This is a genomic window from Corynebacterium tuberculostearicum (assembly GCF_030229345.1).
In the GTDB taxonomy this organism is placed as follows: Bacteria; Actinomycetota; Actinomycetes; order Mycobacteriales; family Mycobacteriaceae; genus Corynebacterium; species Corynebacterium tuberculostearicum_G.
This window is the reverse complement of the sequence record NZ_JASPGP010000018.1, coordinates 1-16,001: the sequence shown is the minus strand read 5'-3', so window position 1 is coordinate 16,001 and position 16,001 is coordinate 1. Positions and strand designations below refer to the sequence as shown.

The following is a 16,001-nucleotide window of genomic DNA, read 5'->3' as shown; positions in this document are numbered from 1 at the left end:
CACCACTTTAAACTTTTTGGGAACCAAATGGGCCATCGGGCAGTCCAATAGGGCATGAGACCTTTCACGATCGATACTGACTATGCCCGCCACCTCGCCCGCGACCTGCACGCCCAGTCCCAAGTGGAGAATCCGCCCCATCCAATTTTGCCTGAAGATTCCGCATTCACAGCTTTCAATGAGGCCGTGCATGCCGCGCTCGATAATGTGGGCGCGCGCATGAGCGTGCTGCGCAACGATATGGGGCAGGTTGCCCACTCCGGATTCCAGATGTCGCGCGAAGCAGAAGACACCGATGCCTCGCTAGGCCAGCACCTTGGGGCGGCGATGTAGATGCTCGATACCGCGCTCAAGCAGATTGCCACCATGCAACCGGCGCAGCTTCCGGAGGTTGAGCTTCCCCGCGTGCCGGATCTTTCCGCCGCCGAGCCTTTGGCCGCTATCGCCCACGGCAATCCCGCTCCCCTACTCGAATCGGCGAAAAATATCGATCTCGATAATGCAACCATCTCTGCCGCGCTCGGCCAGGCCCGCACCTTGGTGGCGGGCACCATCCGGGATCTGGTGGGCATTGCAACGCAGCTGGTGCGCCAGGCCCTGCCCACCGCGCTGGGTTTCCTGTCGCTGGATCCGTCGGCGCGTGCCGCCGCTCTGGCTCAGCTTCGCGCGCTTATCTCCCAGCACTTGGGCATGGCCACTGCCCGCGTGCAGCGTCTGATGGGTGATCTCAGCGCGGCCGCTCAGTCCTTGCAGCCGGTAGCGCAGCGGCCGGTGCACTCCGCGCTTGCCGACGCCCCCTTAAGCCCCACCAGCACCCAGCAAACCACCGCTCTTCCAGAACAATCCGCGGCGGGCGCTGGTGCCGGCGCCGATGCTGCCGCACACGACGCGCCTTCTCCCCCGCCCGCACCTGAGCCTTCTGCCGAGGGTGATTCGGCCGCCGGGCAGGCCGCGGTCGCCGCGGCGAAGAGCCAAGTGGGACAGCCCTACGTGTGGGGCGGCACCGGAAACGGCGGCTTCGATTGCTCGGGCCTTACCCAATGGGCTTATTCGCAGGCCGGGGTGGACTTGCCGCGCACGGCGGACCAGCAGGCGGTTGGTCAGCAGGTCAGCGCGGATCAATTGCAGCCCGGTGACCTAGTGGTATGGGATGGGCACGTGGCAATGTATTCCGGCAATGGCGAAATCGTGGAGGCCGGCGACCCGGTGCAAACCAACCCGCTGCGCACCACAAATATGGGTATGCAATTCAAAGGCTTTTGGCGGCCCACGGCCTAAGGCCGGTGCGGCCTCGCGCGCTGCTTAGGGCGTTGGGTAGACTAAAACGCCATGAGCACCCGCGCAATTGTACCTGTAAAGCTCTCGCTGACCGAGGGCGATTTTTATACCCTCTGGGCACCCAAGTGGCGCCAAAATGGCTCCGAGTGGCAGGCCTTTTTGGGCGACGACGAGGCCGTCCTAGCCTTTAACTCACCCGCCGAGCTGCTGTGCTTCGTGGAGTCTGACACTAAGCACGATTTGCTGGACCACCCGCAGTGGGACCAGTTTGCTGGCCGCGATGCGGACCGCGTTACCCCGGCCGAGCGCGATGAGTATGACCTCATCGGCATGCCGGAGGCGCTGGCTGGTCGCCCGAGCCACCGGAACGTATCCACGGTGGCCCGCAACCTGGAGATGGCCTCTGCGCTTGCCGACGTCGCCGGTGCAGAGCACACCACCATCTTCTTCGCCTCCCACTCCATCCTGCGCAATGTCTCTCGCGGCGCCGACCACTACTCCGGCGAACAGGGCATGAGCGAGTGGTCCGGCGTGGGCCACGTCATCGCCGGCAACTGGAAGAAGGTCATCGAGGACCTGGATGAGCACGTCCGCGTGGTCTCCAGCGATGACTTTGATGCGGCCAAGGTTTCCGATGCCAAGGAACGCATCTCTTCTGCTGCCGCCGCCTCCGCTGCAGCGGCCAAGGAAGCCGAGGAAAAGCGCAAGGCCGCCGCCGAGGCCGCTGACCCGTACGATAACTCCCCGTGGGCCGCCGCCGGCATCGATCCCATCAAGATCACCGCGCAATCCAAGTCCGTCTACACCCTGCGCACCTACCTGGACGGCAAGCCCATCTTCTTGGGCAAGTGGGGCGAAATCTTCACCTTCGATTCCCCGAAGACCCTGGTGCGCTGGATCATGGACAACGACGACCACGACCTGGCACGCGTATCCACCTGGGAAGAGGTTGTCGCCGCCGCTAATGCCGGCGAGCTAGAAGTTCAGGTCCACCCGGATAACCAGTACTCCTTCAACGGCATCGTGCGCGATATCGAAAAGGGCCCGGAGGCCGTCGATTCCGATCAGATGGCGCGCTGCTACGAGGTATGCGCCGATGCCGCCGACTGGGCCGGCGACGATTCCATTAACTCCTATATGCTGGCTCACCCGCGCCTGCAGGACTACTTGGGCTACATGCTCGGCTCCACCGAGCACGCCGGCTACGTACCGTCCAAGCCATATAACGAGCACGCCGAGTCCTGGAAGGGCTTGGAGGATATGCTCATCAAGCGCTTCTCCAAGTTCTAAACCCGCACGGTTCGCGCGGCCTCGGCCGCGCGTGGCATCCGCCGCCCTAGCCTCTGCCCGACTGCACAGCAGCTGGACGGAGAGGGGGCGGCTTTTTGCGTCTAGCGGCCCGGCGCTTCTTCCTCTTGGCGTCGGGTCCGGTCGCGCATGTATTTATCGAAAATCAGCCACACAATAAAGGCACTGAGGCCAACAATGGATCGGCCCAGGGTTCCTATCCCAAAGACCCCGCCCAGAATCAGGCCGAGCACAATAAGGCTGATGAAAGTTACGACCCACGACACGTGCGTGTTGTATTTCATCGCTCGTCCTCCCTTAGTACGTGACCTTAGAGGTGGCGGCGGAGGTGGTCAATGAGGGCGTCGATAAGCTCGCGCGATTGCGGCGCCTTAGGTTTAATCTGGTCAAACCCGTGGTAGGCGCCGGCCCACACATCCAGGGTGGTGTCCACGCCAGCCGCATCGAGGGCTTGGGCAAAGGCCACGGATTCATCGCAGAAGAGGTCGATGCCGCCTACCCCGATCCACGTGGGCGGCAGGCCGGAAAGATCACTGCGCGTGGCCGGTGAAGCATAGGGCGGCAGGTCAACATCCAGGTGGTCATCCCCCAGATACATCGACCACGCGCCGCGGTTCGGGCCCGCCGTCCAGATGAATTGGCCCACCGCACCGGACTTATCCGTGGTGCGGTGATCCAGCATGGGATAGACCAAGCCGAGCGCGCGGACCGGATGGCCCTCATCAAAGGCACGCTGGACCAAGCCCGCGGCAAGGCCGCCGCCGGCGCTATCGCCGGCGGCCGCGATGCGCGAGGTATCCCCGCCCAGCTTATCGCCGTGTTCTTGCACCCAGCGCAGCGCGGCATAGCACTCATCATGGTCCGCGGGGAACGGCTCCTGGGTGGATTTGTGGTAGCGCGGGGCCACCACGATGGCACCGAGCTCGGCCGCCATGCGGGCATTTTGCGGGTCATACATGGCCGGTCCACCGATAAGATGGCCGCCGCCGTGCGTCCACACCACCACGGGGCGCGGCCCAGCGGTGGCTGCGCCCTGAGCATCGCCACGTGGGGTAAGCACGCGGGCGCTAAAGGCGTGGCCATCGAAGGAAGCGGAAAACTCCGTCACGTCCACCGCATGCCGCACCGGACGGGAGAAATCGATGCTGGCAAAGAAGCGGCTGGCTCGGGCAAAGGTGGCGTCGGCAAGCAGGTGCATTGGCAGGTACAAAATCGGGCTGCGCAGCCCCGGTGCCACCTCACGCAGGTACGGCCGGCGGCTGAGCGCATACGCCGCCATGCCCGCTGCCCCGACCACGCCGGTCAGGGCAACCCCGGCCTTGAGGACTCGCGAAACGCGCATTTAGAAATCGCGCAGGATACGCTGTGCCAGCGGCTCAGAGGAAGCCGGGTTCTGGCCGGTGTACAGGTTGCGATCCACGATGACGTTCGGGGACATCGGATCGGTCTCCTGGTAATCCGCGCCGAGCTCGCGCAGGCGGGTCTCCAGCGCCCACTTAGCGGCGGCGATGACGTCCTCGCCCTCCTCAGCGTTGCTGAAGGCGGTCATCTTGTAGCCCTTGAACGTCCAGTTCTCGTTATCCACGGCCAACATCGCCGCTGGGGCGTGGCAGAGCAAGGCAAGCTTGCGGCCGGAATCCATGCGAGCCTGCAGCAGCTTAGCGGAATCCTGGTCATAGGCCAGATCCTCCATCGGGCCATGGCCGCCTGGGTAGAAAATGAGGTCATAGTCTTCCTCATTGACATCGGCCAGGTTCATCGGGTTCTCCAGCGCTACGCCTAACTCTGCCAGGTAATTTTCCTGCGCCATGCGCACGTTATCGGGCAGCACCTCCAGGCTGTACTCATCTACGACGGGAGCCTTCGCCCCCGGGGTGGCGAAGTGGATATCCCAGCCTGCGCCCTGGAAGACGCGGTGCGGGGCAATAAGCTCCTCGGCCCAATAGCCGGTCGGGCGCTTGGTGCCATCGGCCAGTGTCCATTCCTCAGCAGCGGTAACAACAAAAAGTACGGAAGGCATGTAATTCTCCTTTAATCGTTTCTATTCTTCAGCGGCGTCTGCAGCATCTGCGAGGGACCCTTCCGTGTCCGGGCCAGCAAGCTCCGGATCAGATAGTTCCTCGTATGCTGGCAAGATAACCGTTTCTAGCAGATGCTGCCGTAATTCCTGGTCAGCGAAGGAATTCTCCACCGCTTTGACGGTAAGATCGAAAAATTCCTCCAGCCCGTAGCCAAAAGTCTCACTCAGCGCAAGGAACTGCTTGGTCAAGGTAGTCGCGCCCGAGGAAATGGTGCAGGTAAAACCCAGCTGTTGCAGCAGTGGCAGTGGGTGGTCGGTCAGCTCCTCGGCCTCCTCTAGTGGGGTAAAGACCAGGGGAATATGACGGTCGCGGATGTAGCCAGAGGCCTTACCCGGCACGATGCCTTCAATATTCGCAGTGAAGTCATCGATCATATTCACCGGGTGGATAAGGCGGTTCACGCCGGCCTGGGCGGCGCGCTCTACTTCTGCGAAGTCCTCGCCCACGTGAATCTGGGTGGGCAGGTATGCGGCGCGGAAGTCCGCGGCCGTGCCCGCTTGGTCCTGGGGCAGGTTGTAGCCCACCACGGGGGCGTCGTCAGGCACTACTGCCTCAGGGGCCGTGCCGGCGAGGACGAGGCGGGAGTCGAGGGAAGGAATGCGGGCTGCACCAGCGGCTTCGACAACCGCGGCAGCGTCTAGGCCAATCGCTGCTGGATCCAGGTGCAATTCCGCGTAGACCACGCCATCGGCGGCCAAGGCTTCGTAGCGCTCGCGGATGGTCGCGGTAAGTTCCTCCGGCGTGGCGGCCGTGGAGTTAATGGTCTCAAAGAGGGAGACCTTAGGCAGCTTGGCCACCACGTCGGCGGCGGAGTCCTTGTTTTCAGGGCTAATCAAAGGCGCGTCATGCATGCGTCCCATCGTAGGCACGGGCCTAAGATGTGTCATGTCATGAAAAGAATTATCGCTAGTTCTCTCGTTGCCGTCCTGCTCAGCGGCGCACCGCTCGCGCTGGCGGAAGAGCCGGAAACTCCGACCACCACGCGTACCGCCGCCCCGGATACCGATAAGTGCCCGCACGCCGAGCGCCCGGAAAAGGCCACCACCACCTCAGAGCGCCTCGCTCCTGGGCAGGCCTCCCCCACCCCGTTGCCGCCGGTGGATAGCGATGAGGCCTGCGGCACCACCCTGCCCGAAGGGTTCAAGGTGGATAAGGATGTGGTGGCTGCGGCGTGGATGGTCTCCGATATCGATACCGGCGAAATCATCGCGATGAAGGACCCTAACGGCCGCTACCGGCCGGCCTCCATCATCAAGGCGCTGCTGGCGCTGGTGGTCATCGACGAACTGGATCTGCACCAGAAGGTCGAGGTGGGCGAAGAATCGGCACAGATTGATGGCTCAGCGGTAGGCATCGGCCCGGGCGGCACGTACACGGTGGAACAGCTTTTGCAGGGCTTGCTCATGGCCTCTGGCAACGATGCCGCGCACGCCCTGGCCCAGGAACTGGGCGGGGACGAGGCCACGCTGCGCAAGGTCAATGACAAGGCGGCCGAGATCGGCACGAATTCCACTTATGCGGCCAGCTACTCCGGGCTCGATGCCCCGGGCATGTCTACCTCGGCAGAGGACATTTCCCGCATTTACCGCGCGGCCTTCCATAACCCGACCTTCGCGCGGATTGTGGATACAGAGTCCGTGGAGTTCCCCGGCTGGGGCGACCTTGATGGTTACCAATTAGGCAACGATAACGGGCTCTTCCTCAATGATCCGGACGGCATTGGTGGCAAGACGGGCTTTACCGATGACGCGCACCATACCTTCGTCGGCGCGCTCGACCGCCATGGCCGACGGCTGCAGGCGGTGCTGCTCGATACCACCGTGGAGCACGGCCCGCGCGCGTGGGAGCAGGCCCAGAAGCTGCTGCACGAGGCCTATAAGGTGCATCCCGGTGACGGTGTAGGGCAGTTGCTTGCCGACGCCCATTCCGACGCCGACTCCCCTGCCTCCCCCGCTGCCACCCCGGCCCCCGATGCCCAGGCACAATCGGCCAACTCCTCCTTGGCCGGGGTGCAGGGGTGGCTCGGCTGGGTTATCGCCGGCGCCGTAGTGTTGCTGGCTATTTGCGTGGGTGCTTTTTCACTACTTCGGCGTTAGCCCACTCATCGTGGGAGCCGCGGCGGTTATTCTTCTCCGAAATGGTGAAGGTATGCACGCCGGCGCCCACCCAGCTGGCGAACGTACCGGGGCCCGGCACGATATTGACTAGGCGCCACCACTGGCGCTTAGCGGACTGGGTGAGGGTGAGCCGCTCTTTGGTGTCGACATCGCGCACCGTGTAGCCCATCAGCAGCTTGGCCGGGCTGGCGCCGAGCCAACATTCGGTGCCCAAGGTGTAGAGCAGCAAGATGATGGCGCCGCCAATGAACGTCGAGAGCTCATCCACGCCGCCGGACAGCAGCGCGCCGCCGAAGCTGCCGCTAATGAGCGAAAAGAAGATGAGGTCCAAAATGGCCATGCCGATGCGCGCATCTTGACCGGCGCGCTGGCTAATTTCGGCCGCTGGTTGTTGTACCAACGGCGCGGGTACAGCCGCGTTCGCCGTTGCCGGCGGGAATGGATTGTGCTGCGGGGCAAAGGGATTGCGCGCATACGGCGACCCGTAGGGGCTCGCGGTCTGCGCAAATCGTGGTTCCTGCTGAGCGTGACGCCCCGACCCGGCCGCCTGACCCGGCTGAAAGGACTGAGCTTGCTGCTGGGCTTGCTGTGGCCGCGGGTTCCACTGCCCTACCGCGCCCAGCTGTCCGAGGTCTCCCCAGGTGGGGCGCACTCCCGCCGCGCACGCCTTATCGTATTCGGCCCGCTTTGCAGCAGAGCCCAAGACGCTGGCAGCGATGCGCAGCTGCGCGCGCCGCGGCTCTTCAATGTCTTGGCCTTGCTGCTGTAGCAGCACATCCTTGGACTCCAGCAAGACTAAGAGCTCGTGCTCGCCATCGCGGCGATCTAGTCCCCATTCCTCATAAAGATTCGGTGCGATGTCATTGGCGTTCATAATGCTCCATCTTAAAGCCCACTGGCAGCGGCGGCCTCACCCCTAAGGAGGAGATTTTACTTACGGCGCAACAAGCTCCATGCGCCCACGGCCGCTGCGCCTACAGCGGCGCCAACGCCGAAGGTCGCACCTGCAGGCGCGCCTTCCTTGACCTCGTTGCGGACGCGAATAACGGCCGGCTCTGGGACCGGCGGGTGAGCGTACTTCAGGGACTCGGCGGTGGTGGCGGTCCACGCGGAGACGTACAGCACCACGCGCCAAATCAGATACATGACCACCATGAGCACGATGACGGGGCCGAAGACCGCGCCGGCAGGGCTGCCGGTAGCAGAGGACATGATGAGCGTGGACAGCTGCTTGAGCAGCTCAAAAGCCACGGCACCAATGGCCGCGCCGATAAGGCCGGACTTCTTCGGCACCTTGGTGCGCGGCAGGATCATAATCAGCCACCACATGACGATGAGGTTGGCCAGAAGGCCCACTGCCAAGCCGACAAAGAAAATAACCGAGTCCATGCCCGGGAAGGACTCGATTCCTACGCGCTCAAAGATCTTCTGGGTAAGGCCGGAGGACCCGGCAGCGGTCACGCCAAAGGCGATGAGGAATGCCACGATAAGGCCAATGAGGCCCACCAGGTCAGACAACTTCTTCTTCAAGAAGGAACCGCCCTCGTTGGCATCGATGCCCCACATGGCCGAGATACCGATGCGCAGGTTGTTCATCCAGCCTAGGCCGGACCACAGAGTGGTCAAACCACCGATACCGAACATGGCGCCGCGTTGGTCAATGGCGGTATCCAAGATCTCATTGACCGTATCTCCCATATCGCCATCGATAGAACTGGTGATATGGGATTGCAGATCATTGAGCAGGTCCTCGCGGTTAGCCAAGACGGCGGCGACGGTGGCCACGACCAGCATGGCAAGCGGGAAGATGGAGAGCACCGAATAATAGGTGATGCCGGCGGCAAACTGGTTGCCGCCTTCGGCACCGTAGCGCTCGTTCATGCGCATGAGGTGGTCAACGAATCCGGACTTGGAGCGAATCTTATCTACCGCACCGGGATCGTCGGCATTGGCGCGTTCGATGCCGTAGTGGTCCGTCTTCTTCGAGGAGGATTGCGTGGTGGTAGGCACGTGCTTCCCTTCTTGCTCGCACAGTTTTTATCTCACCTAGAGTAACTGGCAGATGCCCACTTGTCCCTTTGCGGGGTGGGGCACGGGGGAAGCGGCCGCTTACTACTTGCGCAGGCGGGGAAGGAAGCCGACCTTTTCATAGACGGCGTCGACAAGCGGCTGGGCAATCTCCTGCGCCGTCTCCGCGCCCTGCGCCAGGATGCGCTCGAGCTCGCCGCGGTCCGCCATCAACTCGTCATAGCGCGCCTTGAGCGGAGTGGTAAATTCCTGCAGCGCGTCGGCGGTATCGACCTTGAGGTGGCCGTAGCCCTGGCCGGCGTACTTTTCCACCAAGGAATCGATGGATTCACCGGTGAGCGCAGACTGGATGACCAGCAGGTTGGACACACCCGGCTGGTTGTCGCGGTCAAAAGCCACCGAGCCCAAGTCATCCGTCACGGCGGACTTGATGCGCTTAGCCGAGGTCTTCGGTGCATCAAGCAGGTTGACCAGGCCCTTCGGGTTGGCGCCGGACTTAGACATCTTGGACGTCGGCTCTTGCAGGTCATAAATCTTTGCCGCACCCTCCGGGATGAACGGCTCCGGCACCTTGAAGGTCTCGCCATACTTATTGTTGAAACGCTCGGCAAGATTGCGGGTCAGCTCCAGGTGCTGGCGCTGGTCCTCGCCCACCGGCACATAATCCGGCGAGTAGAGCAAGATATCGGAGGCCATGAGGATCGGGTAGGTAAATAGGCCCACCGAGGTGCGGTCCGAGCCCTGCTTGGCGGATTTATCCTTGAACTGGGTCATGCGGGAGGCCTCACCAAAACCGGTAAGGCACTGCAGTACCCAGGTCAGCTCCGCGTGGGCGGGCACGTGCGACTGCACGAAGAGCGTGGACTTTTCCGGGTCAATGCCCAAGGCAATGAGCTGTGCGGCACCCGCGATGGTGCGGTTGCGCAGCTCCTCCGGATTTTGCTCCACGGTGATCGCGTGCAGGTCAGGGATGAAGTAGAAGGCGTCATAGCCGTCCTGCAGGTCAATCCACTGCTTCAGCGCTCCCAGGTAATTACCCAGGTGATAGGAATCAGCGGTGGGTTGGATACCGGACAGGACGCGGGAAACGGTGGAATTGTCTGCAGTCATGGTGCCTTATCCTACCCCCTAGCCTCGCCGCGCGGTTCACATCCTTCCCCGGCGCCGCCTGAGCGAGGGATCGAAAAATCCCCTGCCCGATTAGGCAGGGGATGCGGCGCAAGGATGTTAGAGCTTGCGGGAGGTGGGGCTGACTACGTCCATCAGGATGGCCCAACCGGATACCATCAGCGCGCCGCCCACGCCCATAAGCACGATGGGGCCAAGGAAAGCGAAGGACGGACCAACAACGGTCCACCACCAGATGCTCAGGCCGAGGATTACAGCGCCGAGGACGAAAGAAATAATTGCGCGAGCCATGAACTTTCTCCGTTGCAGATTACTGAATTTTTTGACCTACCCATAATAGCACTACTGCTTGTGTTTGGGTGCCTTGCGCTTGCCGACGTCCCCCTTATTAAAGCTCCACTGCTGCTCCACGTTGACTCCCCTCGCCCCTGGCGAGTGCCGGCCGCTCGGCCGCGTAATCGACTGCCGCTTCGGCCGGCGCGCGATGCGGTTGCTCGACATATCGCTGTAGTCCGTTCCTTCGGTCGCGGTAGAAAACGCTCGAGACTTGTTCCTAAACGTGCGGCTCAAGGGTCGGCTTAGCGGACGGGTCAGCGGGCGCGTGATCGGGCTGGCATAGCGCGTGGCGGCGCCCGCCTTGCGCTTGGCCTTGCGGGCGCCATCGCGCACGATGCGCGCGGACAAACGCAGGCGCGGGTCCATCTGCTGCTCGGCGTCGCGGTATTCGAAGACGGGCAGGCCCTTCTTGAAGTAGATCGCGGCCAAGCGAGCAATAAAGCACACGGAGGCGGTGATAATCGCGGTCGGTTCCTCGGCCAGGCCACTGTGGTACAGCGCCATAAATAGCGCCGCGGCGAGCACCGAAATCGCGGCGTAAAACTCGCCGGAAAAGACCAGCGGGATGCGATCCGAAAGCAGGTCACGCAGCACGCCGCCAAAGACGCCAGAAATCACCGCGGAAACCGAGGCAATAATGAACCCGTGACCTAAATGGACCGCAATTTGGGTGCCGAGCACCGAAAAGACCGCAAGCCCCAGGGCATCCAAGATGAGGAAGAGGTGGCGGAAATAGTGCATGAGGAAGGACATGCCCACCGTCACTACGGCCGCCACGATGACGATCACCAAATAGATGGGGTGCTCAACCCAGGTAAAGGGAGGATCATCGAGGATCATATCGCGCACCGTGCCGCCGCCCAGCGCCGTCATGGAGGCGATCATGGTGACGCCAAAAAGGTCGAGCTTTTGGCGGCCGGCGGACAATGCGGCGGTCATGGACTCGGCCGTAATACCAACTACATACAGGACGCTAAATAGTGGCGTCATCAGCGGTACTCCACCAGCAGTGGGGAATGGTCGGACCAGCGCTGCTCCACGGTAGGGGCCTTATCCACCCAGGTGCGCTGCGCGCGCTCCAGCATCGGGCGGGTGGCCGCCTGGTAATCGATGCGCCACCCAGCGTTGTTATTAAATGCCTGGCCACGGTAGGTCCACCAGGTATAAGGACCATTTTCTTCTGGGTGCAGGCGGCGGGCGACGTCGAACCACTGCGGTTCTGCGGCCGGGGCCCACGGCTCGCCGCCGGCGTACTCGACAACTCCCTGCCACTGCCCCAGGTTCTTCTTCTCCTGCGGCTTGTCATCCGGGAACGCGCCAAAGACGTGGTCCATGAAGGCGCGCTCTTCCGGCAGGTGGCCAGCCTTCTTTTCGTTGGCCTTATTATTTTTCAGGTCCTGGGCGCGGTGGCAGATATTCCAGTCGCCGCCGATGACCATATCGGCCGGGCTGCCATCAGAATTCTTGCGCGCCGCGTTCTCCGCCAGCACCTCCTGGAACTCATCCAAGAAGCGGTACTTTTCATCCAACTTCGGCGAACCGGTATCGCCGGAAGGCAGGTATAGGGAGGCGACGCGAATGTCGCGGGTGGTAGCGGCGATCCATCGGCCGGCGTCGGGAAAGGAGCCGAAGCCCACTTCGACGTCGGCAAGCGGGGTGCGGGACAAGATGCCGACGCCGGCGCGGCCCTTTGCGGCGGCGTCGGCAAGAGCTAAGTGCCAGCCCGCCTCGAGGGCTGGGGCCAGGGCCTTTTCGGCTTGCTCCGGGGTTGCGCGCACTTCTTGCATGAGCACGATATCGGCCGGAGTCTCCTCTAGCCAGGCGTTCATTCCGGGGTTATTTTCATTGCGCTGCTTGCACGCAGCGCGGATTCCATTGACGTTTACGCTCGCGATGGTAAGGGTCATGCCAACAGCATATCGGTATGCCTAGGCGCGGCGAGCAAGGCGCTTTTTATCCCACATCGTCGCAGCCCATACCAGGCACCCCGCCGCCGCCAGGCCGGCACCCGCCAGCGCCGGAGCGGAGTAGCCCAAGCCGGCACCCACCACGGCGCCGCCAATGGTCGCACCGGCCGCGTTTGCGATGTTCAACGCGGACTGGTTAAGGGCTGCGGCCAAAGTCTGGGCGTCGCCGGCCACATGCACCAAGCGCAGCTGCAGCGAAGGGACCAGGGTAGAGCCCATAAACGCCACGCAGCCAAAGCACAAGGTAGCGGGGATGGCGTGGCCGGAGAGGAAGTAGAAGGCCGTCAAGATAACGATGAGACAGGCCAAGGCAAAGATAATGCCAAACTCCAGGTTGCGATCAGCCAGCCAGCCGCCAAAGGCATTGCCGATGGTCATGCCGATGCCATAGGCCATGAGCACCACCCAGATGAGGCTCTGGTCCATGCCGGCGACCTCGGTCATGGTCCACGAAATATAGGTATAGACGGAGAACATGCCGCCAAAGCCGACCACGCCCATGATGACGGTGAACCACACCTGGCTGTTTTTGAACGCACCAAATTCGGTGCGGATATCGGTCTGCTTCATCTCCGTCATGTGCGGCATCAGGAAGAACAACGCAATGGCGGTGACGATACCCAAAGCCACGACCACCAGGTAGGCCGCCTGCCAGCCCAGCGCGGAGCCGAGGGCTTGGGCGGCCGGCACACCAATAACCGTGGCGATGGCCAGGCCCATGCCCACATAAGCCATGGCCTTGCCGCGGCCGCCTGGGGGCGCCATGGATGCGGCAGAAAGGTTAGCTACGGAGAAATAGGCGCCGTGCGGCATGCCCGCAATAAAGCGCGCGATCATGAGGATGGCGTAATTCGGTGCCAAGACCGAGAGGAGGTTGCCCACCACGAGGAAGCCGATGAGCAGCAGGATGAGCCGGCGGCGCGGCAGCTTGCCGGTAAAGGCCGCAATCAGCGGGGCACCGACCACCACGCCCATGGCATAGATGGTGATGAGTGTGGAGGCGTTTTCTTCCGAAACGCCAAAATCATCCGCGATGAGCGGCAGCAGGCCCATAGACACGAACTCCGTCGTGCCGATGGCAAACGCGCCCAGGGCCATGGCCACCATGACGATGGCGCGGCGGCGGGCGGTAATCTCCGTTTGCAACGGCAGCGGACGGCGGCGAACGCGGTGTTCGTGTGCGCTGCGCGGGCTTAGCTCATCGATGATTTTCATGGAGAGTGAGGGTACACCCCGTCTGCGCCGGTGGCATGCCCGCAGCGGGGGCTCGTGAATATCTCCACCCCTCCCGCGCGTGGGTGACAGCGGCCACGCAACCCTTTTCAAGGGGCGGCAAATGGGGGATCACTTTCCGCAAACTGGCCCACATGCCGCCCACAAAATCGGTAATCTGGGCACTTGAACAATTTTCCAACGTTAATTAGGAGAATCATGGCAAAGATTACGTGGACCCGTACCGATGAGGCGCCGCTGCTGGCGACCTACTCCCTCAAGCCCATCGTGGAGGCCTTCGCTTCCACCGCTGGCATCGACGTGGAAACCCGCGATATCTCGCTGGCCGCCCGCATCGCCGCGCAGTTCCCGGAGCGCCTGACCGAGGAGCAGAAGGTCGAGGACGCCTTGGCGGAGCTGGGCAAGATGGCCAAGACCCCGGAAGCAAATATCATCAAGCTGCCGAATATTTCTGCTTCCCTGGTGCAGCTGAAGAAGGCCATCGCCGAGCTGCAGGCCGCCGGTTACGATCTGCCTGATTACCCGGATAATCCTTCCACCGAGGAAGAAAAGGACATCGCCGCCCGCTACGACTCCGTCAAGGGCTCCGCTGTTAACCCGGTGCTGCGTGAGGGCAATTCCGACCGCCGCGCACCGGAGGCCGTGAAGAACTTTGTGAAGAAGCACCCGCACCGCATGGGCGAGTGGTCCAAGGACTCCAAGACCAACGTTGCCACCATGGCGGACAACGACTTCCGCCACAATGAGAAGTCCGTCATTCTGGAAAACGAGGACACCCTGTCCATCGTCCTCAAGACCGCCGATGGCGAGCAGACCCTGCTGCCGGAGCTTCCGGTTCTCAAGGGTGAGGTCATCGACGGCACCTTCATGTCCGCCAAGGCCCTGGATGAGTTCCTCCTCGCACAGGTCAAGCGCGCCAAGGAAGAGGGCGTGCTCTTCTCCACCCACCTGAAGGCCACCATGATGAAGGTCTCTGACCCCATCCTCTTCGGCCACGTCGTCCGCGCCTTCTTCGCCGATGTTTATGACAAGTACGGCGAGGAGCTGCTGGCTGCCGGCCTCAACGGCGAGAACGGCCTGGGTGCTATCTACGAGGGCTTGAAGAACCTGGACAAGGGCGAAGAAATCAAGGCTGCTTTCGACGCCGCGCTTTCCGACGGCCCCGACCTCGCCATGGTCAACTCCCACAAGGGCATCACCAACCTGCACGTGCCTTCTGACGTCATTATTGACGCCTCCATGCCTGCCATGATCCGCACCTCTGGCCACATGTGGAATAAGAACGACGAGGAGCAGGACACCCTCGCCGTTATCCCGGATTCCTCCTACGCCGGCGTTTACCAGGCCGTTATCGAGGATTGCAAGGAAAACGGCGCCTTCGACCCGACCACCATGGGTACCGTGCCGAACGTTGGCCTCATGGCGCAGAAGGCCGAGGAGTACGGCTCCCACAACAAGACCTTCAAGATCCCGGCTGCGGGCACCGTTGAGGTTCGCAACTCCCAGGGCGAGGTTCTCATCTCCCACGACGTGGAGGAAGGCGATATCTGGCGCGCCTGCCAGACCAAGGACGCCCCGATCCAGGACTGGGTCAAGCTCGCCGTCAACCGCGCTCGCCTGTCCGGCATGAAGACCATCTTCTGGCTCGACCCAGAGCGCGGCCACGACCGCAACATCAAGTCCTTGGTGGAGAAGTACCTTAAGGACCACGACACCGAGGGCCTGGATATCTCCATCGAGGATCCGGTCACCGCTACCAAGACCTCCATCGAGCGCATCCGCCGCGGCGAGGACACCATCTCCGTGACCGGCAACGTGCTGCGTGACTACAACACGGACCTCTTCCCCATCCTCGAGCTGGGTACCTCCGCCAAGATGCTGTCTGTGGTTCCGCTCATGGCTGGCGGCGGCCTCTTCGAGACCGGTGCGGGCGGCTCCGCCCCGAAGCACGTCCAGCAGGTAGAGGAAGAAAACCACCTGCGCTGGGATTCCCTCGGCGAGTTCCTGGCGCTGGCCGAGTCCTTCCGCCACGAGAAGCAGACCAACGGCAACGAGAAGGCCGGCGTCCTGGCCGCCACCCTGGACAAGGCCACCGAGCGCCTGCTCAATGAGGGCAAGTCCCCGTCCCGCAAGGCTGGCGAAATCGACAACCGCGGTTCCCACTTCTTCCTGGCCACCTTCTGGGCCGAGGAGCTGGCTAACCAGACCGACGATGCCGATCTCGCCGCTGCGTTCAAAGACGTGGCTTCCCAGCTGTCCTCCCAGGCAGACGAGATTGCCCAGGCGCTTGTCGACGCCCAGGGCAACCCCGCCGACCTCGGCGGCTACTACTGGCCAAATGACGAGAAGACCTCTGCCGTCATGCGCCCAGTTGCTCAGTTCAACGAGATCATCGACGGCCTGAAGAAGTAATTCTTCCTAGGCAAAAGCCGCCCCGCAGCGTTTATTGTGAACTGGCCCCCGAAAGTTGGACTGGTTTAATTCTAGGCGGTTAGGGCTTCAAGGGTCTGATTTCGATATTGCAT

General features: G+C 62.5%; 16 protein-coding genes. 5 read left to right on the top strand and 11 right to left on the bottom strand.

Going from position 1 to position 16,001, the window contains the following annotated elements:
* Positions 1-54: 54 nt before the first annotated feature.
* The 3 genes from QP884_RS10700 to QP884_RS10690 are packed head-to-tail and all read left to right on the top strand — an operon-like array spanning position 55 to position 2,568.
* Positions 55-333: a chemotaxis protein gene (locus QP884_RS10700; RefSeq protein WP_225745901.1), complete on the top strand. Its 279-nt coding sequence runs from the start codon at positions 55-57 to the stop codon at positions 331-333.
* Positions 334-1,278 carry a C40 family peptidase gene (locus QP884_RS10695; protein ID WP_284821999.1) on the top strand — a complete coding sequence of 315 codons (945 nt, stop codon included), beginning with the start codon at positions 334-336 and terminating at the stop codon, positions 1,276-1,278.
* Positions 1,279-1,329: 51 nt separating this feature from the next.
* Complete coding sequence (locus tag QP884_RS10690; RefSeq protein ID WP_284821998.1) at positions 1,330-2,568, top strand: hypothetical protein; 1,239 nt, start codon at positions 1,330-1,332, stop codon at positions 2,566-2,568.
* 101 nt (positions 2,569-2,669) lie between these two features.
* Here QP884_RS10690 and QP884_RS10685 read toward each other — a convergent pair whose 3' ends face one another.
* Genes QP884_RS10685 through QP884_RS10670 form a run of 4 tightly spaced genes read right to left on the bottom strand, consistent with a single transcriptional unit; the run spans position 2,670 to position 5,518 of the window.
* The gene (locus QP884_RS10685; RefSeq protein WP_284821997.1) at positions 2,670-2,870 is read right to left on the bottom strand and encodes a hypothetical protein; all 201 of its coding nucleotides are present in this window, start codon (positions 2,868-2,870) and stop codon (positions 2,670-2,672) included.
* Between the two features lie 26 nt (positions 2,871-2,896).
* On the bottom strand, positions 2,897-3,928 hold the full coding sequence (locus QP884_RS10680; protein ID WP_284821996.1) for an alpha/beta hydrolase: 1,032 nt from the start codon (positions 3,926-3,928) through the stop codon (positions 2,897-2,899).
* On the bottom strand, positions 3,929-4,606 hold the full coding sequence (locus QP884_RS10675) for a type 1 glutamine amidotransferase domain-containing protein (RefSeq protein WP_225745906.1): 678 nt from the start codon (positions 4,604-4,606) through the stop codon (positions 3,929-3,931).
* Between the two features lie 21 nt (positions 4,607-4,627).
* Positions 4,628-5,518 carry an adenosine deaminase gene (locus QP884_RS10670; RefSeq protein WP_225745907.1) on the bottom strand — a complete coding sequence of 297 codons (891 nt, stop codon included), beginning with the start codon at positions 5,516-5,518 and terminating at the stop codon, positions 4,628-4,630.
* Positions 5,519-5,557: 39 nt separating this feature from the next.
* Between QP884_RS10670 and QP884_RS10665 the strand changes: the two genes are divergently transcribed.
* The gene (locus QP884_RS10665; RefSeq protein ID WP_284821995.1) at positions 5,558-6,763 is read left to right on the top strand and encodes a D-alanyl-D-alanine carboxypeptidase family protein; all 1,206 of its coding nucleotides are present in this window, start codon (positions 5,558-5,560) and stop codon (positions 6,761-6,763) included.
* Here QP884_RS10665 and QP884_RS10660 read toward each other — a convergent pair.
* The 7 genes from QP884_RS10660 to QP884_RS10630 all read right to left on the bottom strand — a co-directional run bounded on the left by QP884_RS10660 (position 6,726) and on the right by QP884_RS10630 (position 13,458).
* Entirely contained in the window at positions 6,726-7,658 is a 933-nt protein-coding gene (locus tag QP884_RS10660) for an RDD family protein (RefSeq protein ID WP_284821994.1), read from the bottom strand. The genes QP884_RS10665 and QP884_RS10660 overlap by 38 nt on opposite strands.
* 56 nt (positions 7,659-7,714) lie before the next feature.
* Positions 7,715-8,794, bottom strand: a complete 1,080-nt coding sequence (locus tag QP884_RS10655) for a YhjD/YihY/BrkB family envelope integrity protein (RefSeq protein WP_005326776.1) — start codon at positions 8,792-8,794, stop codon at positions 7,715-7,717.
* A 102-nt stretch (positions 8,795-8,896) separates the two neighbouring features.
* Positions 8,897-9,922, bottom strand: coding sequence for a tryptophan--tRNA ligase (gene trpS, locus QP884_RS10650; RefSeq protein ID WP_005322617.1), 1,026 nt, complete (start codon positions 9,920-9,922; stop codon positions 8,897-8,899).
* Positions 9,923-10,039: 117 nt separating this feature from the next.
* A complete protein-coding gene (locus tag QP884_RS10645) occupies positions 10,040-10,231 on the bottom strand; it encodes a hypothetical protein (protein ID WP_005322618.1) in 192 nt (63 codons plus the stop codon).
* 51 nt (positions 10,232-10,282) lie between these two features.
* Positions 10,283-11,266 carry a trimeric intracellular cation channel family protein gene (locus QP884_RS10640; protein ID WP_284821993.1) on the bottom strand — a complete coding sequence of 328 codons (984 nt, stop codon included), beginning with the start codon at positions 11,264-11,266 and terminating at the stop codon, positions 10,283-10,285.
* On the bottom strand, positions 11,266-12,183 hold the full coding sequence (locus QP884_RS10635) for an exodeoxyribonuclease III (protein ID WP_284821992.1): 918 nt from the start codon (positions 12,181-12,183) through the stop codon (positions 11,266-11,268). Before QP884_RS10635 ends, QP884_RS10640 begins: the two co-directional genes overlap by 1 nt.
* Before the next feature lie 21 nt (positions 12,184-12,204).
* Positions 12,205-13,458 carry an MFS transporter gene (locus QP884_RS10630; RefSeq protein ID WP_284821991.1) on the bottom strand — a complete coding sequence of 418 codons (1,254 nt, stop codon included), beginning with the start codon at positions 13,456-13,458 and terminating at the stop codon, positions 12,205-12,207.
* Positions 13,459-13,674: 216 nt separating this feature from the next.
* On the opposite strand from QP884_RS10630, the gene QP884_RS10625 reads away from it, so the two are divergent.
* Complete coding sequence (locus tag QP884_RS10625; protein ID WP_238801184.1) at positions 13,675-15,888, top strand: NADP-dependent isocitrate dehydrogenase; 2,214 nt, start codon at positions 13,675-13,677, stop codon at positions 15,886-15,888.
* Positions 15,889-16,001 lie beyond the last annotated feature (113 nt).

What these genes read in the sequence shown, in the direction of transcription:
- QP884_RS10630 (WP_284821991.1), bottom strand. Translation starts at nt 13,458, where the DNA reads ATGAAAATCATCGATGAGCTAAGCCCGCGCAGCGCACACGAACACCGC.
- trpS (WP_005322617.1), bottom strand. Translation starts at nt 9,922, where the DNA reads ATGACTGCAGACAATTCCACCGTTTCCCGCGTCCTGTCCGGTATCCAA.
- QP884_RS10690 (WP_284821998.1), top strand. Translation starts at nt 1,330, where the DNA reads ATGAGCACCCGCGCAATTGTACCTGTAAAGCTCTCGCTGACCGAGGGC.
- QP884_RS10675 (WP_225745906.1), bottom strand. Translation starts at nt 4,606, where the DNA reads ATGCCTTCCGTACTTTTTGTTGTTACCGCTGCTGAGGAATGGACACTG.
- QP884_RS10685 (WP_284821997.1), bottom strand. Translation starts at nt 2,870, where the DNA reads ATGAAATACAACACGCACGTGTCGTGGGTCGTAACTTTCATCAGCCTT.
- QP884_RS10695 (WP_284821999.1), top strand. Translation starts at nt 334, where the DNA reads ATGCTCGATACCGCGCTCAAGCAGATTGCCACCATGCAACCGGCGCAG.
- QP884_RS10640 (WP_284821993.1), bottom strand. Translation starts at nt 11,266, where the DNA reads ATGACGCCACTATTTAGCGTCCTGTATGTAGTTGGTATTACGGCCGAG.
- QP884_RS10635 (WP_284821992.1), bottom strand. Translation starts at nt 12,183, where the DNA reads ATGACCCTTACCATCGCGAGCGTAAACGTCAATGGAATCCGCGCTGCG.
- QP884_RS10700 (WP_225745901.1), top strand. Translation starts at nt 55, where the DNA reads ATGAGACCTTTCACGATCGATACTGACTATGCCCGCCACCTCGCCCGC.
- QP884_RS10680 (WP_284821996.1), bottom strand. Translation starts at nt 3,928, where the DNA reads ATGCGCGTTTCGCGAGTCCTCAAGGCCGGGGTTGCCCTGACCGGCGTG.
- QP884_RS10645 (WP_005322618.1), bottom strand. Translation starts at nt 10,231, where the DNA reads ATGGCTCGCGCAATTATTTCTTTCGTCCTCGGCGCTGTAATCCTCGGC.
- QP884_RS10670 (WP_225745907.1), bottom strand. Translation starts at nt 5,518, where the DNA reads ATGCATGACGCGCCTTTGATTAGCCCTGAAAACAAGGACTCCGCCGCC.
- QP884_RS10660 (WP_284821994.1), bottom strand. Translation starts at nt 7,658, where the DNA reads ATGAACGCCAATGACATCGCACCGAATCTTTATGAGGAATGGGGACTA.
- QP884_RS10625 (WP_238801184.1), top strand. Translation starts at nt 13,675, where the DNA reads ATGGCAAAGATTACGTGGACCCGTACCGATGAGGCGCCGCTGCTGGCG.
- QP884_RS10665 (WP_284821995.1), top strand. Translation starts at nt 5,558, where the DNA reads ATGAAAAGAATTATCGCTAGTTCTCTCGTTGCCGTCCTGCTCAGCGGC.